The 25,076-nt window shown below is 69.8% G+C and carries 26 protein-coding genes and 2 tRNA genes; 5 read left to right on the top strand and 23 right to left on the bottom strand.

All coding sequences use genetic code 11. The features are described 5' to 3' along the window. Positions 1-28 precede the first annotated feature (28 nt). Positions 29-102 (bottom strand) — tRNA-Ile (locus AC2DGY_RS08115). A gap of 65 nt (positions 103-167) precedes the next feature. Further along, on the bottom strand, positions 168-1,157 hold the full coding sequence (locus AC2DGY_RS08110; RefSeq protein ID WP_484509180.1) for a DMT family transporter: 990 nt from the start codon (positions 1,155-1,157) through the stop codon (positions 168-170). 42 nt (positions 1,158-1,199) lie between these two features. Between AC2DGY_RS08110 and def the strand changes: the two genes are divergently transcribed. From def to AC2DGY_RS08095, 3 genes are all read left to right on the top strand, one after another. Next, complete coding sequence (def, locus tag AC2DGY_RS08105; RefSeq protein WP_484509179.1) at positions 1,200-1,766, top strand: peptide deformylase; 567 nt, start codon at positions 1,200-1,202, stop codon at positions 1,764-1,766. Positions 1,767-1,873: 107 nt separating this feature from the next. Further along, positions 1,874-2,524: an HAD family hydrolase gene (locus AC2DGY_RS08100; protein WP_484509178.1), complete on the top strand. Its 651-nt coding sequence runs from the start codon at positions 1,874-1,876 to the stop codon at positions 2,522-2,524. Positions 2,525-2,577: 53 nt separating this feature from the next. Further along, positions 2,578-2,835, top strand: coding sequence for a hypothetical protein (locus AC2DGY_RS08095; protein WP_484509177.1), 258 nt, complete (start codon positions 2,578-2,580; stop codon positions 2,833-2,835). A gap of 28 nt (positions 2,836-2,863) precedes the next feature. Here the strand turns inward: AC2DGY_RS08095 and AC2DGY_RS08090 are convergent, their stop codons facing one another. The 6 genes from AC2DGY_RS08090 to dusB form a co-directional block, all read right to left on the bottom strand. After that, positions 2,864-3,073 carry a hypothetical protein gene (locus AC2DGY_RS08090; RefSeq protein WP_484509176.1) on the bottom strand — a complete coding sequence of 70 codons (210 nt, stop codon included), beginning with the start codon at positions 3,071-3,073 and terminating at the stop codon, positions 2,864-2,866. A gap of 185 nt (positions 3,074-3,258) precedes the next feature. Continuing rightward, positions 3,259-3,331: transfer RNA gene (locus tag AC2DGY_RS08085), tRNA-Asn, on the bottom strand. Between the two features lie 62 nt (positions 3,332-3,393). After that, positions 3,394-4,167, bottom strand: a complete 774-nt coding sequence (locus tag AC2DGY_RS08080) for an ATP-binding cassette domain-containing protein (RefSeq protein WP_484509175.1) — start codon at positions 4,165-4,167, stop codon at positions 3,394-3,396. Positions 4,168-4,200: 33 nt separating this feature from the next. Beyond that, positions 4,201-6,066, bottom strand: a complete 1,866-nt coding sequence (gene dnaG / locus AC2DGY_RS08075) for a DNA primase (protein ID WP_484509174.1) — start codon at positions 6,064-6,066, stop codon at positions 4,201-4,203. Continuing rightward, positions 6,066-7,406 carry a deoxyguanosinetriphosphate triphosphohydrolase gene (locus AC2DGY_RS08070; RefSeq protein ID WP_484509173.1) on the bottom strand — a complete coding sequence of 447 codons (1,341 nt, stop codon included), beginning with the start codon at positions 7,404-7,406 and terminating at the stop codon, positions 6,066-6,068. Before AC2DGY_RS08070 ends, dnaG begins: the two co-directional genes overlap by 1 nt. Then, a complete protein-coding gene (dusB, locus tag AC2DGY_RS08065; protein ID WP_484509172.1) occupies positions 7,396-8,580 on the bottom strand; it encodes a tRNA dihydrouridine synthase DusB in 1,185 nt (394 codons plus the stop codon). Before dusB ends, AC2DGY_RS08070 begins: the two co-directional genes overlap by 11 nt. Positions 8,581-8,633: 53 nt before the next feature. Between dusB and AC2DGY_RS08060 the strand changes: the two genes are divergently transcribed. Next, positions 8,634-9,134: a glutathione peroxidase gene (locus AC2DGY_RS08060; RefSeq protein WP_484509171.1), complete on the top strand. Its 501-nt coding sequence runs from the start codon at positions 8,634-8,636 to the stop codon at positions 9,132-9,134. 1 nt (position 9,135) lies between these two features. On the opposite strand, the gene AC2DGY_RS08055 is transcribed toward AC2DGY_RS08060, so the two are convergent. The 3 genes from AC2DGY_RS08055 to recO all read right to left on the bottom strand — a co-directional run bounded on the left by AC2DGY_RS08055 (position 9,136) and on the right by recO (position 11,458). Beyond that, a complete protein-coding gene (locus tag AC2DGY_RS08055; RefSeq protein WP_484509170.1) occupies positions 9,136-9,849 on the bottom strand; it encodes a DsbA family oxidoreductase in 714 nt (237 codons plus the stop codon). Between the two features lie 80 nt (positions 9,850-9,929). Further along, positions 9,930-10,733 carry an isoprenyl transferase gene (locus AC2DGY_RS08050; RefSeq protein ID WP_484509169.1) on the bottom strand — a complete coding sequence of 268 codons (804 nt, stop codon included), beginning with the start codon at positions 10,731-10,733 and terminating at the stop codon, positions 9,930-9,932. Then, positions 10,730-11,458, bottom strand: coding sequence for a DNA repair protein RecO (gene recO, locus AC2DGY_RS08045; RefSeq protein WP_484509168.1), 729 nt, complete (start codon positions 11,456-11,458; stop codon positions 10,730-10,732). Before recO ends, AC2DGY_RS08050 begins: the two co-directional genes overlap by 4 nt. A gap of 73 nt (positions 11,459-11,531) precedes the next feature. Here recO and AC2DGY_RS08040 point away from each other — a divergent pair, with 73 nt between their 5' ends. After that, entirely contained in the window at positions 11,532-12,221 is a 690-nt protein-coding gene (locus AC2DGY_RS08040) for a trimeric intracellular cation channel family protein (protein WP_484509990.1), read from the top strand. A 138-nt stretch (positions 12,222-12,359) separates the two neighbouring features. On the opposite strand, the gene leuA is transcribed toward AC2DGY_RS08040, so the two are convergent. The 12 genes from leuA to AC2DGY_RS07980 form a co-directional block, all read right to left on the bottom strand. Beyond that, on the bottom strand, positions 12,360-14,120 hold the full coding sequence (gene leuA, locus AC2DGY_RS08035) for a 2-isopropylmalate synthase (protein ID WP_484509167.1): 1,761 nt from the start codon (positions 14,118-14,120) through the stop codon (positions 12,360-12,362). A gap of 222 nt (positions 14,121-14,342) precedes the next feature. After that, on the bottom strand, positions 14,343-15,701 hold the full coding sequence (locus tag AC2DGY_RS08030; RefSeq protein ID WP_484509166.1) for an FAD-binding oxidoreductase: 1,359 nt from the start codon (positions 15,699-15,701) through the stop codon (positions 14,343-14,345). A 157-nt stretch (positions 15,702-15,858) separates the two neighbouring features. Further along, positions 15,859-16,752 carry a GTPase Era gene (era, locus tag AC2DGY_RS08025; protein WP_484509165.1) on the bottom strand — a complete coding sequence of 298 codons (894 nt, stop codon included), beginning with the start codon at positions 16,750-16,752 and terminating at the stop codon, positions 15,859-15,861. Continuing rightward, complete coding sequence (locus AC2DGY_RS08020) at positions 16,745-18,088, bottom strand: hemolysin family protein (protein WP_484509164.1); 1,344 nt, start codon at positions 18,086-18,088, stop codon at positions 16,745-16,747. The genes era and AC2DGY_RS08020 overlap by 8 nt, the downstream gene beginning before the upstream one ends. Continuing rightward, positions 18,085-18,552, bottom strand: a complete 468-nt coding sequence (gene ybeY, locus AC2DGY_RS08015) for an rRNA maturation RNase YbeY (RefSeq protein ID WP_484509163.1) — start codon at positions 18,550-18,552, stop codon at positions 18,085-18,087. The genes AC2DGY_RS08020 and ybeY overlap by 4 nt, the downstream gene beginning before the upstream one ends. Continuing rightward, entirely contained in the window at positions 18,549-19,655 is a 1,107-nt protein-coding gene (locus AC2DGY_RS08010) for a PhoH family protein (protein WP_484509162.1), read from the bottom strand. The genes ybeY and AC2DGY_RS08010 overlap by 4 nt, the downstream gene beginning before the upstream one ends. Beyond that, positions 19,630-19,980 carry an HIT domain-containing protein gene (locus tag AC2DGY_RS08005; RefSeq protein ID WP_484509161.1) on the bottom strand — a complete coding sequence of 117 codons (351 nt, stop codon included), beginning with the start codon at positions 19,978-19,980 and terminating at the stop codon, positions 19,630-19,632. Before AC2DGY_RS08005 ends, AC2DGY_RS08010 begins: the two co-directional genes overlap by 26 nt. A gap of 41 nt (positions 19,981-20,021) precedes the next feature. Further along, complete coding sequence (locus AC2DGY_RS08000) at positions 20,022-20,753, bottom strand: 16S rRNA (uracil(1498)-N(3))-methyltransferase (protein WP_484509160.1); 732 nt, start codon at positions 20,751-20,753, stop codon at positions 20,022-20,024. Positions 20,754-20,756: 3 nt separating this feature from the next. Further along, positions 20,757-21,881 (bottom strand): molecular chaperone DnaJ, encoded by a 1,125-nt coding sequence (gene dnaJ, locus AC2DGY_RS07995; RefSeq protein WP_484509159.1) that lies wholly within the window; start codon positions 21,879-21,881, stop codon positions 20,757-20,759. 51 nt (positions 21,882-21,932) lie between these two features. Beyond that, positions 21,933-22,973 carry a heat-inducible transcriptional repressor HrcA gene (gene hrcA / locus AC2DGY_RS07990; protein ID WP_484509158.1) on the bottom strand — a complete coding sequence of 347 codons (1,041 nt, stop codon included), beginning with the start codon at positions 22,971-22,973 and terminating at the stop codon, positions 21,933-21,935. 82 nt (positions 22,974-23,055) lie between these two features. Beyond that, complete coding sequence (gene hemW / locus AC2DGY_RS07985) at positions 23,056-24,273, bottom strand: radical SAM family heme chaperone HemW (RefSeq protein WP_484509157.1); 1,218 nt, start codon at positions 24,271-24,273, stop codon at positions 23,056-23,058. Then, on the bottom strand, positions 24,273-24,923 hold the full coding sequence (locus AC2DGY_RS07980) for a DUF1990 domain-containing protein (RefSeq protein ID WP_484509156.1): 651 nt from the start codon (positions 24,921-24,923) through the stop codon (positions 24,273-24,275). Before AC2DGY_RS07980 ends, hemW begins: the two co-directional genes overlap by 1 nt. Positions 24,924-25,076: the final 153 nt, after the last annotated feature.

Raw genomic sequence — 25,076 nt, 5'->3', positions numbered from 1 at the left:
TTCTGACGCGGAAACCGGGCATCTTTTGTAGGGCGGGTGGGACTTGAACCCACGATCGTCGGGTTATGAGCCCGCTGCCTTCACCAGCTTGGCCACCGCCCCCTGGCCCTAGAGCCTACCGGCCCGGGCCCGGCGACACCCGCCCGGCTGCGCACCGATGGGCGCGATCAGCCCTGTCGGTCTTTGCCGCCGCCACCACGGGGAATGGGAAGATCCTGCGAGGCGCTCACGATCTGGGGGTGGTGCCGGGTCAGCTGAATGACGCCCCAGACCGCCACCGCCCCGGCGATCGCGAATCCGATGAGGGCCCACAGCGGCGCGCTCGACGCCTCCCCGAGCACCAGCAGACCGATCAGGACCGCGACGAGCGGATCGATCACGGTGAGGCCGGCGATGACGAGGTCGGGCGGGCCGACTGAGTACGCCGTCTGCACGAAGTACGCGCCGATTCCCACGGCGGCCAGCATCGCGATGACGCACAGCAGAGTCAACCACTCGAAGTCGCCGCTCTGGATGCGGCTGATCACAACCTTTGCGAGGGTCGCGACGAAGCCGTAGATCACACCCGCGGCTGTGATGTAGAACAGCGCCTGCATGCGCTTGCGCAGCCACACCCACAACACCGCGAACGCGACCAGAACGACGGCGAGGATGGCGAGGATGATCAACAACTCGCGGACCGTGACCGCATGCTCCGTGGCGAAGAATGCTGCGATCACGACGAAGGTGAAGATGCCACCGATGCAGGCGACGATCGCGATGATCGACTGCCGGGTCGGCCTGTGGCCCGACAGCCGCGAATTCAGCAGAGTGGTCACGACGAGGGCCACCGCGCCCAGCGGCTGGACGAGGATCAAGGGTGCCAGCGAGAGCGCAGCGAGCTGGCAGATGATCGCCAGCGCGAGCATAACCGTGCCGACCACCCATGACGGTCGCCGCAGAAGTCCGAGCAGCTGCGAGCCGTTGAGACCGGACGTGCCGGCCTGGCCGGACAGACGCTCCACCTTGGCCACGCCACGGTACTGGTACTGCGCGCCGAACGACATGAAAACCGCACCCAGCAGCGCCAGCGGGATCCCGAGCAGGATCCGGGGATTGCCGAAAATGCCGACGAGTTCGTCGGTGACACCGCCCAGCGATACGTCCACGCCGATCATGGTTCGACACTAACCGGCCGAGCCCGTCGGTAGGCTCAAGGCGTGGCCGTTCTTCCGATTCGCATCATGGGCGACCCCGTCCTCCACGCTCCCGCCGTCCGCGTCGACGAGATCACCGACGAGGTCCGCCAACTGGTCGCCGACATGTTCGAGACCATGGATGCCGCCCCCGGCGTCGGGCTTGCCGCGCCGCAGGTGGGCGTCGCGCTGCGTCTCTACGTCTACAGCTATCGCGACGACGACGGCGCGCCCTGGCGCGGCGTGGTGATCAATCCGGAGTTGTGGATGCGGCCGATGGAGCCGGGTTCGCCCGATCCCGAAGACGAGGCCGAGGGTTGCCTGTCGTTCCCGGGCGAACGGTTCCCGCTGCGGCGCTCCGAGGAGGTGCTCGTGACCGGCACCGACCTGGACGGCCAGCCCGTCCGCATCGAGGTGTCCGGCTGGCGGGCACGCATCATGCAGCATGAGTTCGACCACCTGGACGGCGTGCTGTACATCGACCGCCTCGACGACAGCGACTGGAAGACCACCCAGAAGATCGCCCGCAAACGGGGCTGGGGGCGCCCCGGACAGTCGTGGCTACCCGGAGTCGACGACCTCGACGCCTAGGGCAGAGGTGGTCGCCACCCAGGTGCATGTCACATCCCGCCTGCGTGCGCCACCCCGTCGCTCGGCCGGCACCGGCACGGTTAGCTGTCGGCATGTCCGATACGCCGATGCCCCAGACCGTCCTGTTCGACATCGACGGGACTCTCGTCGACTCCAACTACCTCCACGTAGACGCCTGGTCGCGCGCGTTCACGGAAGCGGGGCATCCCGTGGATGCCTGGCGGATCCACCGCGGCATCGGCATGGATTCCTCCATACTCCTCGACGAGCTCCTCGGCGACCAGGCCGAAAGCGTCGGCCCCCGCGCGAAGGAGGCGCACGCGCGCATCTACGCCGGCATGTCCGACCGGCTGCGCCCGTTCGAGGGCGCGCGGGAGGTGCTGAGAGAACTCGCCGAGCGTGGCCACACCGTGGTGCTTGCCACCTCGGCCCCCGAGGAAGAGTTGAAGCCGCTGCTGCGGGTGCTGGACATGGGTGACACCCTCGACGTGGTCACCTCGGCCGAAGACGCCGAGACAGCCAAGCCGGCGCCCGACATCCTGCAGGTAGCGCTGGAACGGGCAGGAACGTCAGCGGAGAACGCCGTGATGATCGGCGACGCCGTATGGGATGTGGAGGCCGCCGGCCGCGCGGGCGTCCGGTGCATCGGCGTCCTCACCGGCGGCACCGGCCGGGACGAACTGCTCGCCGCCGGTGCTGTCGCGGTCTACGACGGCGTCGCCGACCTTCTGCAGCACGAGGGCTCCCTCCTCCGCTAAGCGACGGAATACCGGGCTGACCTGGCGTGTTTTACAGCCAGAGAGGAGATCGCATGAAAGGTGATCGAGTAGAAATCGTCGTGGATGCCGGAGGCGGCGCGGCGCGCACGTACGAGATTGAGGCGAGCCGGGCGGGGCGCCGGCTGGACGTGACCCACGGTCGCGGCCTCGTGGAGGTGTCGGAAGTGACCCGTGGCGGTACGCCCGTGCGGTCTGCCCGGTTCATGGCGAACCGGGTCATCGCGCTCGTCGAGCATCCGGCCGACGAGTCGCCCCGAGCCGGGGAGATCCTCCCGCTGCGCGCAGCGTGACATCGGCGCCGCCTGAACGCTCCTCGCGTCAGGCGGTGTGTGCGTCGCGGTGCGCAGCCTCCATGGCCGTGGATTGCAACTGCAAGATGGCGATGGCCTCGTGGAGGGCGCCCAGCGGCGCCTCGATCTCGTCGAAGTGATGCACGAACCCGTTCGCGTCACGCGCGGTGACGGCGACGAACGCGTGCCCGTGCCGCGGCACCCGAATGCCCTTCGTTCGCACCTTGCGTTCCCCCATGCGCCGCACCCCTTCCGCCGGTTCTCAGGGTACCGGGCAACCAGCCCGGCACTGAGAGGGACACACGAGGGGTTATCCCGATCGATCGCGGCCGCGGCGCAGTGAGGCGACGGGGCAAGAGGAAAGGCCCGGGGTGGAAGCCCGGGCCTTAAGTGAGAGCCACGTTAGATGACGCGGTACTCTCGCTCCCCGGCTTGGACTCGAACCAAGAACCTATCGGTTAACAGCCGATTGCTCTGCCAATTGAGCTACCGAGGAATATGTCCCGCGCTGCGCGCGCAACCCCACCATCCTAGCAAAGCATCGAAGGTGTTCCGCACTCAGCGCGGCACCGCGCGCCGCGGATCGGCTGCGTCGGGCGTCCACAGCAGTGCGTCGGCCCCGCGGCCGTACGCGACGGGATGTCCGCCGCGGAGCACCAGCACATCCGCCCCCAGTTCGCGCGTGGCCTCGGCGTCGTTCGTCACGATCAGAGTCGACATCCCGTACCCGTCCCGGCGGCGAAGGATCGCGTCGCGCGCGGCCATCCGCACCTCGAGGTCGAGGTTCGCATAGGGGTCGTCGGCCACCAGCAAGCGCGGGTCCGTGACGAGGGCGCGAGCGAGCGCGACGCGTTGACGCATCCCGGCCGACAGTTCGTACGGGTACTTCGCCGCCGCACCCAGGGGCAGCTGCATCTCATCCAGGAGCGTGGCCACCCGCACCGCCAGCGCACGCGCGTTGACGTGACGATCGCGACTGGTGATCGGCTCGCCGATCACCTCGGACACCGTCAGCCGCGAGGGCAGATCCGCACCCGCGCGCTGCGGCATATGACCCACCACGTACGTCAGCTGCCGGCGCGCGCGGCCGGGCCTGCGGGCGTCGATCCCCTCGACCCGGGCAGACCCGCCGACGGCGGTGATCCCGTCATCGGTGCGTCCGGCGAGGAACGATGCGAGCGTGGATTTGCCCGCACCGGTCGGACCCATCACCGCGAGAACCCCGCGTCGGGGCAGGACGATCGAGACGCCCTCCACGATGCGGACGCCAGCCCGAGCGACGGAGAGGTCGTCGGCGCGGACGGCGGTGTCCGCTTCGGTCAGGCGACGCATCCCCTCATCCTGCCGTGCCGGGCGCCCGCCGCGCTACTGCGCCTCCACGAGGCGCTGCCGCTCGCGGTCGATCTCGCGCAGCCGGATGCGCAGTCCGCGGCCCTCCTCGGAGTCGGCGGACACCCGCTGGATCGCCCCGAGAAGCTCGGTCTTCTGCCGCTCGAGCGATCGGGCGATCAGCCTCCGCGCGAGGTCGTTGGCCGATGCGACGGCGTGCTCCTCGTCTCGGGCGGGGAAGTCGGCCGTGAGGAGCTCGGCGGCCAGCGTGCGGAAGGGTTCTCGCACCGACCCGACGACATCTGCGGCCCACCCGGGGCGTGCGGCGCCCATGGCACCGGCGATGGCAGCCCGGACCGCCTCCAGGGCGGGCGAGCGGAACGTCACCGCGAGGGCTCGCGCGAGCATGTCGGGGTCCACCCGATGCCCATACTGCAGGAAGGCCATGAGCGAATCGCGTTCCAGCGCGGTGTCGCGATCGCGCGAGAGGGTCGCGATCGACACGCGCACCTCGACGGGCGGTGCGTCCGTGGCCGCCGCGCCGCGCTCGGTGGTCGCCTGCTCGGATGCTGCGGCCCGGGCCGCACCACGGGCCGCACGCTCGACAGCCGAAGACACCTCGGGCAGGTCCAGCCCCAGGCGGCGCGCCAGGACACGGGTGTAACCGGGCCGCAGCGACGGGTCGCGGATCTCGGCGACGATGGGAGCGGAGGCCCGCAGCGCCCCCGCCCGTCCCTCGACCGTGGCCAGGTCGAAGCCGGCCAGGCGGGAGTCGATCACGAACTCGTACATGGGCACCTTGGCATCCAGGAGCCCGCGCACCGCCCCGTCGCCGCGTTCCAGGCGCAGGTCGCACGGGTCCAGGCCTCCGGGCGCGACGGCGACGTAGGTCTGCGCGGCGAAGCGCTTCTCGTCGCCGAACGCGCGGAGCGCCGCCTTCTGACCGGCTGCATCCGGGTCGAAGGTGAACACGACCTCTCCCGAGGAGGAGTCGTCGCCCATGACGCGTCGCAGAACCGTGATGTGATCGGTGCCGAAGGCCGTACCGCACGTGGCCACGGCGGTGGTGACCCCCGCGAGATGGCACGCCATGACGTCGGTGTACCCCTCGACCACGACGACGCGGCGCTCCCGCGAGATCTCTCGTTTGGCCACGTCCAGCCCGTACAGCACCTGCGCCTTGCGGTAGATGGGCGTCTCGGGCGTGTTGAGGTACTTCGGTCCGTTGTCGTCGTCGTAGAGCTTGCGCGCGCCGAATCCGATGACCTGGCCGGTGACGTCCCTGATCGGCCACACGAGCCGCCCGCGGAAGCGGTCGTAGACCCCGCGCTGCCCCTGGGAGACCAGTCCTGCCTGTGTGATCTCCTCCCGGGTGAACTTCTGGGCCAGCAGGTGGTCGGTGAGCGCCGACCACCCCTTGGGCGCGTAGCCGACCCCGAAGTGCGCGGCGGCTCCGGAGTCGAAGCCCCGTTCGCCCAGGAACCGGCGGCCCGCCTCGGCGTCGGGATCGGACAGGCGGGCACGGTAGAACTCGGCGGCGGCGGCGTTGGCGGCGTAGAGCCGCGAACGGCCGCTCGTCCCCGGCGCGGCACCGCCGTCCTCGTAGTGCAGTGTGTAGCCCACTCGCGCGGCCAGCCGCTCGACCGCCTCGGTGAAGGAGACATGGTCCATCGCGCGCAGGAACGAGTAGACGTCCCCGGATTCGCCGCATCCGAAGCAGTGGTAGTAGCCCACCTGCGGGCGAACATGGAAACTCGGGCTGCGCTCGTCGTGGAACGGGCAGAGGCCCTTCAGGGAGCCGACGCCGGCCTGCTTGAGCGCGACCCGCTCCCCCACGACGTCGCCGATGTTCGTGCGGGCTTTGACCTCGTCGATGTCGCTCTGACGGATGCGGCCGGCCATCAGGGCCCCACCTCCGGTGCCGCGGAGAATCCGGGCGCCCAGATGCCGATGGACGCCGCGTCCACCTCGCCCACGAGGCGGCTGTGCCACGCGAGGGCGAGCTGGTCGGTCAGACTGGCGACCTGGTCGACGACGACACGCTTGCGCGCGCTCTCGTCGTCGGCCGCGGCGAAATCCGCCGCGTGCAACGCGTCCAGCGCATCCGGCTGGTCCCACAGGGCTGTCGCCAGACGCTTCAGCACGCGCCGCTGCTCCTTGTACAGGGATCGGCGCCCCTCGATCGAGACGACGGTGGCGCCGATGATGCCCTTGAGCACGGCCATCTCGGCCTCGATCACGCGCGGCACCACCACGTGCGCACGGTAGCGCGTGAGCGTGTCGTACGGGTAGGCCTCGCGCGTGGCGGTGGTCGCCGCGCGCGCGAAACGTCCGATGAGATCGCTCGTGAGGTTCTTCAGGCGTGCCAACGCGGGGCGGGTGCCGTCGAAGCTCCCGATCCACTCCGGCAGGCGCATGAGCCGGTACAGCGCATCCTCCAGCTCGTCGCGCGCGAAGTCGTACCCGACCCACGTCTGGATCGCCGTGAGGAGCGCCCGGTGCTCGCCGTTGTCGGCGAGGCGGGCCGGGTCCAGGTAACGGTTGACGATCGCGTCTTCGAAGTCGTGCACCGAGTACGCGATGTCGTCGGAGAGATCCATGACCTCCGCCTCCACGCATCGCACGCGCCCCGGAGCGCCCTCGCGCATCCAGCGGAAGACCTCCTCGTCCTCCGGATACACCCCGAACTTTAACCGTCCCCCCGGATCGGGCACGGGGTGGTCGGCCGTCCACGGGTATTTGCAGGCCGCGTCGAGACTCGCACGCGTGAGATTGAGACCGTGGCTGCGCCCGTCGGCGTCGACCGCCTTCGGCTCCAGCCGGGTGAGGATGCGCAGGGTCTGCGCGTTGCCCTCGAAGCCGCCGATGTCTTCGGCCCACTCGTTCAGCGCCCGCTCGCCGTTGTGGCCGAACGGCGGGTGACCGAGGTCGTGGCTCAGGCACGCGGTGTCGACCACGTCGGGCGAGAGTTGCAACGCAGTGGCGAGCTCGCGCCCGACCTGAGCCACTTCGAGAGAGTGGGTGAGGCGATTGCGCGCGAAATCGGCGGGGCTCGCGGGGCTCAGCACCTGCGTCTTGGCGGCGAGACGCCGCAGGGCCGCCGAGTGCAGCACGCGCGCCCGATCGCGGGCGAAGTCGTCGCGCTGCGAGCGATGCTCCTCGTACGAGACGCGCGCGGCGTCGGCGTCGTCGTAGCCGGCTGGTCGAGCGGAGCCGCCGACGACCCCGACTTCACCCGCCACTGGAATCGAGCTCCGCCTCGGCGAGGTCACGGGAGGCCGCGTCGCCGAGTTCTCGCGACTGCAGCCAGCCGTCCGGAAGAGCCGCCCGCTTGGGGCTTCCCGCGCGTCCCCGCTGACCCTCCGCCGCGGCCCCCGGGTAGGGGGCATCCGCGTCGAGCTGCGCGAGCAACTCGTCGATCTCGGCGAGGGTGGACACCGTGGCCAGGCGCGCGCGCAGCTCCCCGCCGACGGGATAGCCCTTCAGGTACCACGCGACGTGCTTGCGGATGTCGCGGCAGCCACGGGACTCGTCCTCGAAGAACTCCACGAGGAGCTCGGCGTGCCGGCGGAAGGCCTGGGCGACGAAACCGAGGGTCGCGTCCACCGGCGCGCCGGCAGCCGTCCCGGCGGTGGCCGACGGGCCGGCCAGCGCCCGGGCGAGGTCGCCGAAGAGCCACGGCCGGCCGAGGCATCCGCGCCCCACGACCACTCCGTCGCATCCGGTCTCGGTCATCATGCGGACGGCGTCCTCCGCCGACCATATGTCGCCGTTGCCGAGAACGGGGATGCTCGTGACCGCCTCCTTGAGCGCGGTGATCGCCGCCCAATCGGCAGTGCCGGAGTAGAACTGCGACGCCGTCCGCGCGTGCAGGGCGACCGCGGCGACCCCCGCGTCCTCCGCGATGCGTCCGGCTTCCAAGAACGTCAGGTGGTCGTCGTCGATGCCTTTGCGCATCTTCACCGTGACCGGGATGTCGCCACCGGCGCGCACCGCACGGGTGACGATGTCGCGGAACAGGTCGGTCTTCCACGGGAGCGCCGCGCCCCCTCCCTTGCGGGTGACCTTGGGCACCGGACATCCGAAGTTCAGGTCGATGTGGTCGGCCCGGTCTTCCTCCACGAGGATGCGGACGGCCGCCTCCACCGTCGCGGGGTCGACGCCGTACAGCTGGATCGAGCGCGGCGTCTCGGATTCGTGGTGGCGGATCAGCCGGAGCGTCGTGGCGTTGCGCTCCACCAGCGCGCGGGTGGTGATCATCTCGCTGACGTAGAGTCCGGCGCCGTACTCGCGGCACAGGCGCCGGAATGCGGTGTTGGTGATTCCGGCCATCGGCGCCAGCACGACCGGAGCGTCGAGCTCGAGGGGGCCGATGCGCAGCGGGCGCGTCGGGGCGAGGGCGGTAGTCACGTCCATATTCTCCCAGACGAACGGGGTGCCATGCCCCGAGGAGGGCATAACCTGAGGAGATGACGACGACGTCCACAGACGTGCGAGGCATCCCGTTCACCACCGCCGACGGGGGCACGGCCACCCTCGACGATTACGGCGACGGAGTCGTGCTGCTCGTCAACGTCGCGTCCCGGTGTGGCCTCGCGCCGCAGTACGAGAAGCTCGAGGAGCTGCAGCGGACCTACGGCGACCGGGGTCTGACGGTGCTGGGCTTCCCCTGCAACCAGTTCATGGGTCAGGAGCCGGGCTCCATGGAAGAGATCCTGGAGTACTGCTCGACGACCTGGGGCGTCACCTTTCCGATCCTCGACAAGATCCGAGTGAACGGATCGCGCGCGGCTCCCCTGTACAAGGCGCTCAAGAGCGCCAAGGATCAGGAGGGAAAGCGCGGACCGATCCTGTGGAACTTCGAGAAGTTCGTCGTGACGCCTTCGGGTGATGTCCACCGGTTCCGCCCGAACGTCACCCCGGATGATCCCACCATCGTCTCCGTCATCGAGGGCGCGCTCCCCCGCTGAGTCATCCCCGGCCCGCGGCCACCGGTGCGGGCTCGGCCGCCGGCTCCGCCGCGGAAGCTGTGCGCTCCGCCCACAGCTTCCGCACGATGTCCGTGAATGCCGCTGCCGGCTGCGCCCCGCTCACGCCGTACTGGCCGTCGATGACGAAGAACGGCACGCCCGTGATCCCGTAGGCGGCGGCCTGGTCCTGGTCTGCCCGGACGTCGGGGAGGTAGTGGTGCGAGGCCAGCGCCGCGCGAGCGTCGCCCGCATCCAGCCCGACGTCGGTGGCGAGCGAGACGAGCTCGTCGTCGCGTCCGAGGTGGCGCCCTTCGATGAAGTAGGCCGACATGAGGCGTTCGGCCAGTTCGAGCTGGCGGCCCTGTGCCTTCGCGAAGTGCAGCAACTCATGCGCCTTCACCGTGTTCGTGTGGTGGAGCAGGTCGAACCGGTACCCGAGGCCCGCCTCGGCGGCGACGCCGGTCACCCGCTCCATCATCTGCTGGGCCTGCACGCGGGACATGCCCTTGTGCTCGGCCAGGTAATCGACCTCGCTGCCCTCGAAATCGAGCGGTGTGTCCGGGGACAGTTCGAAGGAGTGGAACTCCACCTCCACCTGCGGCGCATCATCGTCGCCCGGGGTCGCCGCCAGACCCGTCTCCAGATTGCGCTTGCCGATGTAGCACCACGGGCAGGCGATGTCGCTCCACACGTCGATCTTGATGGGTTCACTCACACGGGGTGCAACCACGCCCCGGCCGATCACATTCCGCCCGGCGCATGCGAGACGCATCGCGCGCGGGCGGGGGCGCGATGTCAGGTGCCCGGAGCATCCACGGCGCCGCCGAACCGGCGATCGCGGTCGAGGTAGAGACCGATCGCCTCCCAGAGGTGGGTCCGCCGGAAATCGGGCCACAGGGTGTCGAGGAAGACGTACTCCGCATAGGCCGACTCCCACAGCAGGAAGTTCGACGCGCGCTGCTCACCGCTGGAGCGGACGAAGAGATCGACGTCGGGCATGTCGGGCTGGTACAGGTGACGGCGCACGAGCTTCTCGCTGATAGCCGACGGCTTCAGCCGCCCCGCCGCGATCTCCTCGCCCATCCGGCGCATGGCATCGACCAGCTCGATGCGGCCCCCGTAGTTCACGCACATGGTCAGGGTGAGCACGTCGTTGCCCGCCGTGAGCTGCTCGGCGAACTGGAGCTCCTTGATGACCGAGCCCCACAGGCGCGGCTTGCGCCCGGCCCAGCGCACCCGTACGCCCCACTCATTGAGCTGATCGCGGCGGCGGTGGAGCACGTCGCGGTTGAACCCCATCAGGAACCGCACCTCGTCGGGTGACCGCGACCAGTTCTCCGTGGAGAAGGCATACACCGAGAGGTGCTTGACCCCCGCCTGGATCGCCCCGGCGACGACGTCGAGCAGGGACGCCTCGCCGGCACGGTGTCCTTCCACACGGGAGAGCCCGCGCCGATTGGCCCACCGGCCGTTGCCGTCCATGACGATGGCGACGTGCTCCGGAACCGCACCCTTGCCGAACGCGGGCGGATACTCCCCCGTCCAGTCGAGGGGCCGGAACGGCACCGCGTCGCGATGCGTGTAGGGCTTGGGAGTCATCGTCCCGTTTCCACGTGGGCGAGCGAGCGGATGCCGCGTTCCAGGTGCCACTGCGCGTAGGCCGCGACGAGCCCGGATGCGGCCGAGGTGGCGGCCGGGGCGGCGTCATCAACCTGCGTCCAGTCGCCGCGCAGCAGCGCCCGCAGGAGGGAGGCGGTGGGAGGCGCGATGCGCGCGGAGCCCACGGGCGCGCAGTTCGCGCACACCATGCCGCCGAGTTGCGCCACGAAAGACTCGTGCTCGCCGGCCGTGCCGCACCGGGCGCACTCATCCAGGCCGGGCGCCCACCCCGACAGCGCCATGGCGCGCAGCATGTAGGAATCAAGCACGCTGCGCGACGCGTGCTCGCCGCGCGCGAGGGCACGCAGCCCGCCCACCAGCAGCAGGTACTGCTGCGGCGTGGCCTCGGCTTCGTTCAGGCGGTCCGCCGTCTCCACCATGGCGTTCGCCGTGGTGTAGCGGTCGTACTGAGTGACGATGTCGGCGCCGTACGCGCCGAGCGACTCGGCCTGCTGCACGATGTCGAGCGAGCGGCCCTCGTACAGCAGCACATCGGCGACCATGAACGGTTCCAGCCGCGAGCCGAATCGCGACGAGGTGCGGCGAACGCCCTTGGCGACCGCCCGGATCTTTCCGTGCCGCCGCCCGAGCATCGTGACGATGCGGTCCGCTTCCCCCAGCTTGTGGGTACGCAGGACCACGACCTCGTCGCGATAGGTGGGCACTCCCCCATTATCCGCCGTGGGTTGCTCCCCCGTCGTCGGCGCGCGCGGCCAGAATGGGACCGTGGACTCCCAGATGCTCGTCATCCCGTTGTGGGCCGACCTCACCGCCGTGGGGCTCGGCGGCGTTCAGGGCGCCCTCTTCGCCTCAGGCTTCCGGGGGCGCACCCGGCTGGATCTGCTGGGGGTCGCGATCATCGGCATCGTGATGGGGATGGGGGGCGGCCTCATCCGCGACCTCCTGTTGGGGACGGTTCCCACGACGCTCCAGAGCAACTGGTACCTCCTCACGGCAGCGGGCGCTGCCCTGGTCGGGATGCTGCTGGCGGGGATCTTCGCACGGCTGAACAAGGTCATCGTGGCCTTGGACGCTCTCGTCATCGGTCTGTTCGGTGCCTTCGGCACCAGCAAGGCTTTGGCACTCGGCCTTCCTCCGGTGCCGGCCGTGTTCGTCGGCGTCTGCTCCGCGGTGGGCGGCGGGGTGCTCCGCGACATGCTGATGGGCCTGCCCGTGGCGATCATGCACGTCGGTTCCCTCTACGCCGTCGCGGCGGGGGCGGGCTGCGCCATCCTGGTCATAGCCGTTGAGGTGGGCGCTCCTCTTCCCGTCGCCGCGATCGTGGGGGTCGTCGTGACCACGGTTATCCGGATCCTCGCCGTGATCTTCGACGTCTCGCTCCCCGAACAGCGGATGCTGCACCGGCGCAAGGTCGCCGTGGAGACCTCCGCGATCCCCGTCATCCGCCCCGGCGACTCCCCCGAGTAACCCCGCCCGCACGCACGCCCGCCGCCCCCGCCGCGCCGAGAAACGACATTCCGGCCCAGACGGACCGCGGCGCGGGGCGTCTCGCCGGAAATCCCCTGTCTCGCACCGTCGCCCCGCGCGGAGGTGCGGCGCGACGGGTCAGACGGCGGCGAGCGTCGGCGAGTCGCTGCGCGCGCGGATGGCGCGGTTCACGGCGGAGACGACGGCCTTGAGCGACGCCGTCGAGATGTCGCCGTCGATGCCGACCCCCCACAGGCGCTGGTCGTCGACCTGGAGTTCGACGTACGCCGCCGCCTGAGCGTCGCCGCCCGCGCTGAGGGTGTGCTCGACATAGTCGTAAAGCGAGATGTCCAAGCCCCGCTCGCGCAGGATGCCCAGGAAGGCCGCGATCGGTCCGTTGCCGTGGCCGGTGGCCTCCTCGACCTCGTCGCCGTCGCGCAGGCGGATGTTGAGTTCGACGTCACCGCTCAGATCGCTCGAGGTTCGCGTTCCGACCAGCTCGAACCGGCCCCACCGGTTGTCCGCGACGGAGGTGGGGAGGTACTCGTCCGTGAAGACGTCCCAGATCTGCGCGCTCGTGACCTCGCCGCCGTCCGCGTCGGTCTTGGCCTGGATGACACCGGAGAACTCGATCTGCAGTCGCCGCGGCAGATCCAGCGCGTGATCGCTCTTCAACAGGTACGCCACGCCACCCTTGCCCGACTGCGAGTTGACGCGGATGACGGCTTCGTACGACCTGCCGAGGTCCTTCGGGTCGACCGGCAGGTACGGCACCGCCCACTCGATCTCGTCGATGCTGACGCCGGCCGCCTGCGCGCGCGCCTCCATCGCCTCGAAACCCTTCTTGATGGCGTCCTGGTGCGACCCGCTGAACGCGGTGAAGACCAGATCGCCTGCCCACGGGCTGCGCTCGGGCACGGGCAGCTGGTTGCAGTACTCGACGGTGCGCTTGATCTGGTCGATGTCGCTGAAGTCGATCTGCGGATCCACGCCCTGCGTCAGCAGGTTCACGCCGAGCGCGACGAGGTCGACGTTGCCGGTGCGCTCCCCGTTGCCGAACAGGCAGCCCTCGATGCGGTCGGCGCCTGCCATGTAGCCCAGCTCGGCCGCGGCCACGGCCGTGCCGCGGTCGTTGTGCGGATGCAGCGACAGGATGACGTTCTCGCGGTGGTTCAGGTTCCGCGACATCCACTCGATGGAGTCGGCGTACACGTTGGGCGTGGCCATCTCCACCGTCGCCGGCAGGTTGATGATGACCTTGCGCTCCGGGGTGGGCTCGAAGACCTCGAGCACCTGGTTGCAGATGTCGACGGCGAACTCGAGCTCGGTGCCGGTGTAACTCTCCGGCGAGTACTCGTAGAAGATCTCGGCCTCGGGGACGGTCTTCTCGTACTGCCGGCACAGGCGCGCCCCCTCGAGCGCGATGTCGATGATGCCCTGCTTGTCGGTGCGGAACACGACCTCGCGCTGGACGACGCTCGTTGAGTTGTACAGGTGCACGATGGCGCGCTGGGCGCCGGCGAGCGACTCGTACGTGCGGGCGATCAGGTGCTCACGCGCCTGCGTCAACACCTGGATGGTGACGTCGTCGGGGATCAGGTCTTCCTCGATCAGCTGCCGGACGAAGTCGAAGTCGAGCTGGCTCGCACTGGGGAAGCCGACCTCGATCTCCTTGTACCCCAGCCGAACGAGCAGCTCGAACATGACGCGTTTGCGCTCGGGGGTCATCGGGTCGATGAGCGCCTGGTTTCCGTCACGCAGGTCCACCGCACACCAGCGGGGCGCGGTCGTGATCCGGGCATCCGGCCACGTGCGATCGGGCAGTTCGACGCGGATCTGCTCGTGGAACGGACGGTACTTGTGCGTCGGCATCCCCGACGGCTTCTGGGTGTTCTTCATGAGAGGGTCGCTTCCGGTTGTCGAGGAGTCGGGCCGACGAGAAGCTCCGCGACGAGGAAGGCCCTTAGAACGAGGCCTCGTCGCGGCGGCTAAGAAGAAGGAGCCCACCGAAGCGCATACCGGAATGCTAGCAGGGGTGCGCGAGCGAGTGCGCCCGCGAGCGGCTCGGCTGCCGCCTCGATGGCGGGTATCGAGCTGCTCGCGGGCGCAGGGCGTCGGGCCTCAGCGTGGGAGACCGGTGGGGATGCCGATGAAACGCCCGCCGGGATCCACGCGCTCTTTCACGCTCCGCAACCGATCGAGGTTGCCGCCGAAGTTCGCCGCTGCCCGGTCCGACTCCTCGTCGCCCAGAAGGTTGGGGTAGCCCGCATCGAGAGCGTACGGAGAAAGTCGCTCGAGAAGCTCATCGACCCAGGCGACCTGCTCGTCGTGCCCCTCCCGCTCCCCCGTGGTGGCGATGAGCTCGGCCATGAAATGCGGTTCACGCAGCCCCCACGCCGATGACTCCGCCGGCATGCGGGTCGCCGCTCCATGGAAGTGATGGATGTTGACGGCGCTGTACGGCGACGTGCGGCGACGCTCGGCGTCGGCCAGCACGGCGGAGATCTCCGGTGTGAAGCCCGGCAGAGAGACGGTTCGGAGGGTGTAATGCAGCCCCGCGGGGAAGAGTCCGTCCAGCGCGTGCGCCGCTTGGGCCGGGGTGGTCGAGTCGACCTGGACGAGCGCCGGGGTTCCCAGAGCCGAGATCCTCTCGACCCAGTCCTGCCCGCGGTCGGCGTCGCCGGCCCAGAGCAGCGACAGCAGCAAGGCAGAGCTGCCGTCCGGGCCGCTCCCGATCGTCGGCCGCACCCCCAGTTCGTCGGGCATCTCGGGCAGCAGGGAGTTCAGCCCGGTGAGCACCGGCTCCAGTTGGTCCGCGGGGAACATGACGATTCCGGCGAGCACGGAAGGAAGCTCGAACAGGCTCACCTCCAGCTCGGTGACGACGCCGAAGTTCCCACCGCCGCCACGGAGCGCCCAGAGCAGGTCGGCATCCGCGGTCTCGGATGCTGTCACCACACGCCCGTCGGCCAGTACGACCTGGGCGGCGAGGATGTTGTCCGCTGCGAGGCCCGCGATCCCGAGATACGGACCGTAGCCGCCGCCCAACGCGAGACCCGCGAAGCCCACCTCGCTGACGGGTCCGACAGCGACAGCGAGGCCGTGGGCCGCCGCGGCATCCACGACGTCCCCCAGCGTGGCACCGCCCTGCACCCGGGCTGTCCGCGCCTGCGGGTCTACGGTTACCTCGCGCAGCGCCGACAGATCGATGACGAGCCCGCCGTCGGCGATGGCCCGTCCGGCCCAGTCGTGGCCCCGTCCGCGAACGCTGAGGGGGACGTCGTCCGGTGTGAGTTGGAGGACGCGCTGCACATCGGTCGCGCTCGCGACGATCGCGATCGCGGCCGGTCTGACCGCCGGATGTGCGCTCCAGATGGCTGCGGCCTGTTCGAAGTCGGCGTCGCCCGGCACAAGGAGCCGGCCGTCGATCGCTTCCGCGAGGGGGGCGAGGGGGATAGGGGTGGGGGATTGTGCTGCCATAGTCGTTCCTTACAGTCGTCGTGTCGGCATGGCGGACGAGCGGCCTGCCGTCGGAGTCGGAGGGCGGATGACGGTGTGTCCCAAATCGTACGCATACGGACAGTCGGGTAGGAAGCATGCACAGCAGAGTCTCGGCTTACGCCCGGGTGCTGGAGCGCTAGAAGCCCAGGCGGCCGAGCTGCTTCGGATCCCGTTGCCACTCCTTGGCCACGCGCACGTGGAGCTGAAGGAAGACCCTGGTGCCCACGAGAGGCTCGATCTGCGCCCGCGCCCGAGCGCCCACGTCGCGTAGCCGTGAGCCCTTGTGCCCGATGATGATCGACTTCTGGCTGTCGCGCTCGACGACGACGTTGGCGAAGATGTCGGTCATCGAGCCGGTGTCGCGCTGGGAGATGTCCTCGATCGTGACCGCGATCGAGTGCGGAAGCTCGTCGCGCACTCCCTCGAGAGCGGCCTCGCGGATGATCTCGGCGATGCGGTCCTCCAGCGACTCGTCGGTGACGACGCCTTCCTCGTAGAGCGCGGGACCCTCCGGCATCAGCGGGAGCAGCTCGTCGGCCAGCACGTCGAGTTGATCGTTGGTGAGGGCCGACAGCGGGATGACCGCGTGCCAGTCCTCCCGCAACGCGTCGACCTCCAGCAGACGCTCGGTGATCTGCTCCCGCGAGGCGGCGTCGGTCTTGGTGACGATGGCGACTTTCCTCGCGCGCGGATAGTTGCTGAGCGATTCCGCGATCCGGCGGTCGCCGGGGCCGACCTTCTCGGTGGCGGGGACGCAGAACGCAATGACGTCGACATCGCCCAGCACCTGTTCCACGAGATCATTCAGTCGCTGACCGAGAAGCGTGCGCGGGCGGTGGATTCCCGGGGTGTCCACGATCACGAGCTGCCCGCCGGGCCGGTTGACGATGCCGCGGATGGCGCGGCGGGTCGTCTGCGGCTTGTCGCTGGTGATCGCGACCTTCTCCCCGACCAGGGCGTTGGTCAACGTGGATTTCCCCACGTTCGGCCGCCCCACGAACGTGACGAATCCGGATCGGGGTTCACTCATCGCGCTCTTCCTTCCGTGGCACGCGGATCTCTCCGGTGCGCGGTCGTCCGGGCACCTCATCGGCGATCTCCGGCTCCTCGGCGCGCTCGACGAAGACCGTCGCAATCCCCCGCCCGCGTCCGCGCGAGGCGCCGCCCGTCATCACGAGTCCGTCGTACTCGGCGGTGGCGCCGGGCTGCGGGATGCGGCCGAGCGCCTTACCCAGGAGTCCGCCGATGGAGTCCACCTCTTCGTCATCGAGCTCGAGGCCGAACAGGTCGCCGACCTCATCGAGCCCGAGGCGTGCGCTGACGCGGAAGCGCCCCGGCTCGAGTTCGGCGATCTCGGACGATCGCGCATCGTACTCATCGGAGATATCGCCGACGAGCTCTTCGATGAGGTCTTCCAACGTGACGAGCCCCGACACCCCGCCGTACTCGTCGATGACGAGGCACACGTGGACGGCGTCGCGTCTCATCTGCTGCAGAAGGGTCTCGGCGCGCATGGATTCGGGCACGAACACCGCCGGTCGCGCGATGCGGCGGATCGGAGCGTCGCGCCATCCCTGCTCGTCGCGGAAGCCGAACTGCACGAGGTCTTTCAGGTACAGCATCCCCACGACATCATCGGCCTCGTCGTCGATCAGGGGGATGCGCGAGATGCCCTTCTCCAGGAAGAGCGACAGCGCCTGCCGGGTCGTGGCGGCCGCATCCACCGAGACCATGTCGGTGCGCGGCACCATCACCTCGCGCACGTACCGGTCGGTGAAGTCGAACACCGAGTGGATGAGCTCGCGGTCGTCCTCCTCGATCAGTTCGTTCTCCGCCGCCTCGTCGATGATGCTGAGCAGCTGCTCCTCCGACGCGAACGACGACCCGGGTGCGACGCCGGGCGTCACCCGGCTGCCCAACGCGACCAGTGCGTACGCGAGGGGGCCCAGCAGGATCCGCAGGGCGCGGATGACCGGGGCGGTCGCGCGCAGCAGCGCGCGGGCGTGCTGGCGACCTACCGCGCGGGGGCTCGCCCCCACCGCGACGAACGAGACCCCGGTCATGATGACCGCGGCCGCGAGGGCCGCCCACCAGATGTTGTCGATCAGCACGACGAAGGCGGCGGTCACCAGCACCGCGGCCGTCGTCTCCGCCAGTACCCGGATGAAGGAGACCGCGTTGGCGTGGGCATCGGGATCGGCGGCGATGCGTCGGAGAGACAGCGCGCTGCGCCCTCCGGCGGCCAGATCGGCCAGATCGGCCAGGTCGGAGCGGGACGTCACGCCCAGGGCGGCTTCGACGGCCACCATGAGACCACCGAAGGCGACCAGCAGGAGGGCGGCGAGAAGAAGAAGCGCTTCGGTCATGTGCGGCGGCGACGCTCGGCCGACTGGAAGCCGATGATCAGATCCTTCTGCAGCGAGAACATCTCCCGCTCGTCCTCCGGTTCGGCGTGGTCGAATCCGAGGAGGTGCAGGAGGCCGTGGGTGGTCAGCAGGATGAGTTCGTCCTGGGTGGAGTGCTTCGCCGTCACGGCCTGACCCTCGGCCACCTGCGGGCACAGCACGATGTCGCCGAGGAGCCCGGCCGGGGTCGGCGCATCCTCGGTGCCGGGGCGAAGCTCGTCCATCGGGAAGCTCAAGACGTCGGTGGGACCGGGCTCATCCATCCACTGCACGTGGAGGGCCTCCATCGCTCCCTCGTCCACGAGCACGATCGCCACGTCGGCGTCGGGGCTCACATGCAGTTCCTCGAGGTTGTACTCCATCAGACGCAGCAGCACCTGCTCGTCGACGGTCATGCCCGACTCGTTGTTGATCTCGATCGTCATGAGCGTCCTCGCCTGGGCAGGTGGTCGCGCGGAGCCGGCGCGCGACCCGTGCGCCGCTCGGCGCGGTTGGCGAACTCCGTCGCCTCCTCGCGCTCCCGACGCGTCACGAGGCGCTTCTCGTCGTACTCGCTGTAGGCATCGACGATGCGGCCCACCAGGGTGTGGCGGACCACGTCGTCGCTGGTGAGATAGGAGAAGAAGATGTCGTCGACGTGCGACAGGATGCGGGTGACCAGTCGCAGGCCCGACGAGCCCTGCGGGAGATCGACCTGGGTGATGTCGCCGGTGACCACCATGCGAGTGCCGAACCCCAAACGGGTGAGGAACATCTTCATCTGCTCGGGGGTGGTGTTCTGCGCCTCATCCAGCACGACGAACGAATCGTTCAGCGTGCGACCGCGCATGTAGGCCAGGGGCGCCACTTCGATCGTCCCGCTCGCCATGAGCTTGGGGACGATCTCAGGGTCCATCATCTCGTTGAGCGCGTCATACAGCGGGCGCAGGTACGGGTCGATCTTGTCCGTCAGGGTTCCCGGAAGGAACCCCAGTCGCTCCCCTGCCTCGACGGCGGGACGGGTCAGGATGATGCGGCTGACCTCCTTGCGCTGGAGGGCCTGCACGGCCTTCGCCATGGCGAGGTAGGTCTTCCCGGTTCCGGCGGGGCCGATGCCGAAGACGATCGTGTTCTCTTCGATGGCGTCGACGTACGCCTTCTGGCCCATCGTCTTCGGCCGGATCACCTTGCCGCGCGACGACAGGATCGCCTCCCCCAGCACCTCCGACGGCCGCGGCCCGCCGCCGGCGTCCTCCGCGGAGCGCAGGATGCGGCTGGAGCTGGACACGTCGGAGGGGTCGAGACCTTGCCCGGCCTTGGCCATGGCAAGCAGCTCATCCACGAGAGCGCGCGCACGGGCGACGGCGTCGGCGAGGCCGGTCAGGGTGATCTCGTTGCCGCGGACGAGCACATCCACGTCGGGGTGTTCCTTCTCCACGACGCGGAGGAGCCGATCCTGGGGGCCCAGGAGTTGTACCATCGCCACGCCATCCGCGTACACGCGGTCGACGATCATGCCGGAATCATCGGCCACCGAGGCTCTTTTCATCGAGATCGCCCGCGAGCACGTGGGCGTGGACGTGGAAGACGGTCTGCCCGGCGCCCGGACCGGTGTTGAACACGAGCCGGAAGTCACCCCCGCCGTTCTCCGCTGCCACGGAGCTGGCAAGACCCACGAGTTCGGCCAGCAGCTGGGGGTCGCCGGCGGCCAGCTCCACGACGTTGCGGTACTGGGCGGTCTTGGGGATCACGAGCAGGTGCACGGGTGCCTGCGGGGCGATGTCGCGGATCGCGAATGCGTTCTCCGTCTCCGCGATGATCTCCGTGGAGAGTTCGCCCTGGAGGATGCGCGTGAAGATCGACGGTTCGGTCATTCATCCAGTCTATCGACGGGGCACCACGCCCAGGCGGGCGATCACCAGCGCCCCAGGGCGACGTTGGCCACCGACAGGGCGGCCGCGCCTGCCGTCGACGTGCGCAGGATCGTCGCCCCCAGCCGCACCGGCTCCGCTCCCGCGGTCGAGAGGGCACTGAGCTCCGCCGGGGAGACGCCGCCTTCCGGGCCGACGACCACGGCGATATCACGCTGTCCGGCACGCAGGTCGAGGCCGGTCAGCGCACGGGATGCGGAGGGTTCGAGCACCAGCATCCGCATCGACCCGGTCATCCGGGTCAGTGCGGCTGTGTCGACAGGGTCAGCCACCTCGGGAAGCCACGCGCGATGGGCCTGTTTGGCGGCCTCGCGCACGATCGTCCGCCACCGGGTGAGAGCCTTGTCGACCTTGCCGTCCCACCGCGAGATGCTGCGCTCGGCCTGCCACGGGATGATGCGGTCGACGCCGAGCTCGGTCGCCGCCTGCACCGCCAGCTCGTCCCGGTCGCCCTTGGCGAGGGCCTGGACGAGGGTGAGGGTCGGTGAAGGCGCCGCGACTTCGGTCCGGGTCGCCACGCGCACGACGACCTCCCGCGCCGACACCGCCGCGGCCGCGCCCTCGAGCCACGTGCCGCGCCCGTCGCCGACGGTCACCGTCTCGCCCGCCCGCAGACGCCGCACGTTCGCGGCGTGATGCGCTTCGGTGCCGCTGAGGACCACGTCGTCGCCGGGCTGCGCGTCGGAGGCACCCTCGGCCAGGAAGTGCAGCGCCACGGCTCAGCCGTTCCGGAAGCGGTCGCGCAGCTTCGAGAACAGTCCCTGGTGGAATTCGGCCAGATGCGGAGACGGCGACTTGGTGCGGCGCGCGAACTCCTCGATCAGGGCCCGTTCCTTCGCGTCCAGCCGGGTGGGTGTGACCACGTGCACGCCCACGCGCAGGTCGCCGCGCTGCGTTCCCCGGAGCGGGGTGACGCCACGGCCCTTGATCGTGAGCACGTCGCCGGACTGCACACCGGGGCGCACCTCGAGTTCGACCTCGCCGTCCAGCGCCTCGATCTTCGTCTCCGTGCCCAGGATCGCGTCGGGCATCGACACCTCCAGGGTCGCCAGAAGGTCGTCGCCCTCTCGGCTGAACACCTCGTGCGGGGCGACGTTGATCTCCAGGTAGAGATCTCCGTTGGGGCCACCCGCGGGGCCGACCTCACCCGACCCGGGCATCTGCAGGCGCAGGCCGGTCTCGACCCCCGCCGGGATGTCGACGGACACCGTGCGGCGTGCGCGCACGCGTCCCTGCCCCTGGCAGGTGGCGCACGGGTACGGGATGGTCGTCCCGTAACCCTGGCACGTGGCACAGGGCTGAGAGGTGACGACGTTGCCGAGGAGGCTCCGCACGGTGCGCTGCACGTTTCCGGTGCCGTGGCAGATGTCGCACGTCACCTCCGACGTACCGGGCTGACAGCACGACCCCTGGCAGGTCTCGCACAGCACGGCCGTGTCGACGTCGAGGTCGCGGTGCACTCCGAACACGACATCGCCGAGCTCGAGCGTGACGCGCACCAGGGCGTCCTGACCGCGCTCACGGCGAGACCGGGGACGCCCGCCCCGGCCTCCGCCGCCGGCGCCGCCGAAGAACGTCTCGAAGATGTCGCTGAACCCGCCGAACCCCGCCGCGCCCCCGGCACCCCCGAACGGGTTCGAGTCGCCGCCCATGTCGTAGCGGCGACGCTGGTCCGGATCGCTCAGCACGTCGTACGCGTGTGTGACGAGTTTGAATCGTTCGGCCGCACCCTCGCCGGGGTTGACGTCGGGGTGGAGTTCGCGCGCAAGCCGCCGGTAGGCGCGCTTGATGTCGTCCGCAGACGCGTCGCGCGCGACGCCGAGGACCTCGTAATGGTCAGCCACAATCGCCTTCCTGCCCGCGTACAGCGGGACCGTTCGAAGACCGGATGCGCCTCAGCGGCCGTTCTCGTCCTCTTCGAGCATCCGGGTCAGATAGTGCGCGACGGCGCGAACCGCCGCGAGGTTTGAGGGGTAGTCCATCCGCGTGGGGCCGAGCAGGCCCACGCGGGCGCCGCTGGCCGGCGCGTCGTAGTGGCCGATGAGCACGGATGCCTCGGGCAGCCCGAACGGCTCGTTCTCGCGCCCGATGCTCGCCGACAGGCCTTGATCGTCGGCGACCATCTCACTCATGAGGCGCAGCAGCGTCACCTGCTCCTCGATCGCCTCCAGGAGCGGGTAGATGCTGCCACGGAAGTCGGATTCGCGGCGCGCCAGCGTCGCCGCCCCAGCCATGACCAGACGGTCCTGACGGAATTCCTCGAGCTCTTCGGCGAGGACACGCAGGATCGGGTACGCCATCGCGTCCAGGCCGCCACCGGTCGGCGGCGCTTCGCTGAGGAGCCCGCCCAGTCGTTCGGCGCCGTCGCGTACCGATCGGCCGACCAGCAGGGCTCCGATCCGAGCGCGCAGCTGCACGAGATCGGCGTCGCTCGGCTCTTCCCGGGAGAAGGCGATGCGCTGGGTGACACGTCCGGTGTCGGTGACGACGACCACGAGCATCCGCCCACCGCCGAGACCCACCAGTTCGACGTGCGTCACATTCGCGGTGGCGAACGACGGATACTGCACCATCGCCACCTGCCCGGTCAGCCGGGTGAGGGCGCGCACCGTGCGCCCGAGCAGATCGTCGAGATCTCCGGAGTCGCCGAGGAACGACGCGATCGCCGCGCGCTGGGCCTGGGAGAGGGGCCGCAGGTCCGCCAGGTGGTCGACGAAGACGCGGTACCCCTTGTCGGTGGGCACGCGTCCGGACGATGTGTGCGGCGCGGCGATGAGGTCTTCGTCTTCCAGCAACGCCATGTCGTTGCGGATGGTGGCCGCAGACACCCCGAAGGCGTGGCGATCGACGATCGCCTTGCTGCCTACCGGCTCATGCGTATCGACGTAGTCCTGCACGATGGCTCGCAGCACCTGGAGCCCGCGTTCCGTGACCATGGCACCCCTCCCCCGCGACCGTTGGCACTCGTTGTCGTTGAGTGCCAATTCTAGCGGATGAGGCCGGATCTCAGCCTGAGGCTCACTGGGTGAGCGTGTGGACGACGGCGTCGGCGAGGAGCCGGCCCCGCCTGGTCAGCACGACGCGCCCGCGCACGGCGTCGGCGCCCTCGACGAGGCCGTCCGCCACGAGCCCGGCGACGGCGTGCCGGCCCTCTGCGAGCAACTCCGCGACGGGGATCCCCTCGCGGATGCGCGAGCGCAGCAGCACGGCCTCGAGCCGCTGCGCTTCGGCATCGGGACGCTCGCGCCCGGCCGCGGGCGATGCCCCCTGCGAGAGCCGCGCCGCGTAGGCGGCGGGGTGGCGCACATTCCACCACCGCATCCCGCCGACATGGCTGTGCGCACCGGGGCCATAACCCCACCAGTCGGTGCCGCGCCAGTAGGCGAGGTTGTGCCGGGAGCGGTGCTGCGGGGTGCGCGCCCAGTTGGAGACCTCGTACCACTCGAGTCCGGCGGCACCGAGCAGATCGTCGGCCAGCTCGTACATGTCGGCTTGCAGATCGTCGTCGGGCTGGGCGAGTTCGCCGCGCCGGATCTGCCGCGCGAGCCGCGTGCCGTCCTCGACGATGAGTGCGTACGCGGAGAGATGATCGGGTTCGAGGGAGATCGCCTCCTCGAGCGAGAGCCGCCAGTCCTCGAGCGACTCGCCCGGGGTGCCGTAGATGAGATCGACGCTGACGTCGAGCCCGGCGGCTCGGGCCGCGGCGACCGCGGTGCGGACATTGGCCGGGTTGTGCGTGCGATCGAGGGCCGCGAGGACGTGCGGGCGGGTCGATTGCATGCCGATCGACATCCGGGTCACCCCGGCCGATGCCAGCTCGTTCGCGACCGCATCGGTCACGGTGTCGGGATTGGCCTCGACGGTCACTTCGGCTCCGTCGGCCACCCCGAAGGCCCGGCGCACTCCCCCCAGCATCCGCGCCAGGTCACCGGGCGGCAGGAGCGTCGGTGTGCCGCCGCCGAAGAAGATCGTCGAGGCCGGCCGCAGCGGGCCCGTCGCGGCGAGGACGCCCACGGACTGGTCGATCTCCCGCACGAGCGTGTCGGCGTACTGGTCCTGCCGCGCCCCGCGCAGTTCGGACGCGGTGTAGGTGTTGAAGTCGCAGTAGCCGCAGCGCACACGACAGAACGGCACGTGCAGATACACGCCGAAGTCGACGGCCGGATCGGTACGGATGTCCGCGGGCAGTGCCCCGTCGAGGGGAGCGGGATCGCCGAGGGGAAGGGCAGCGCCCATCAGCGGGACGTCGCGTACAGCGGGGAGATGGCGCGCAGGTATCGCTGGAAGAGCTCACGCCGGCGGTGGCGGACGAGACGCGGGTAGAGGCGGTACACGAGCGCGGCGGGGGCGTCGAAGGCGCGGACGGTGAACCAGACCTCGTCGTTGTCGCGCCACTCCAGGAGGAAGAACTCCTCCCCGCTGACCACGGATTCGCCGACGGTTCCGAGGGTGAACCCCACCCGTCGTGGCTCCTCGATCACGGAGATGACGCGCAGCTCGCCTTCCGCGCTCATCCGGTTCACGCGACCGCGCAGGCGCACGGTGGTCCCGGGGGCGACGAACGGGGTGCCGTCGGCGTCGAAGTGCTGGTCGGTCTCGAGCCGGCTCGGAGCGACCGGGTTCCCCTCGGCGTCATACCCCACGCCGGTGTACATCGGTCCCTGAGCGGGGCGCACGTCGGTGAGCGTGAGGCCGCCCTCACGCTGCGCCGACCACGACAGCAGCGCCTCGCTGGCCCCGGCGAAGCGCTCCTGGCCACTCCCGATCCGCCAGCTCTCCTCGGCCGGAATCGACCGCTCCGGCGGGTACTGCATCAGATCGGACGCCTGCGTGCCCCCCACGGCGGCGTAGTCGACCGTCTCGTCTCGAAAGGTCCCACGGCGCATGAGTCCAGGGTACTTCGGCTTTCCGTGCGTTGCGCCCGAGCCGCCGCGCGGCCGCCATCGCCTCCGCGAGAATCCGGTGGCCCGGCGAGAATCCGGCCGGCTGCGGGATTCTCGCCGCGCGGGTGGATTCTCGGGGATTCGGGTGCGGAGGAG

It is taken from the genome of Microbacterium sp. Z6_144 (assembly GCF_057197625.1).
This window is presented reverse-complemented; position numbering and strand designations above follow the sequence as displayed.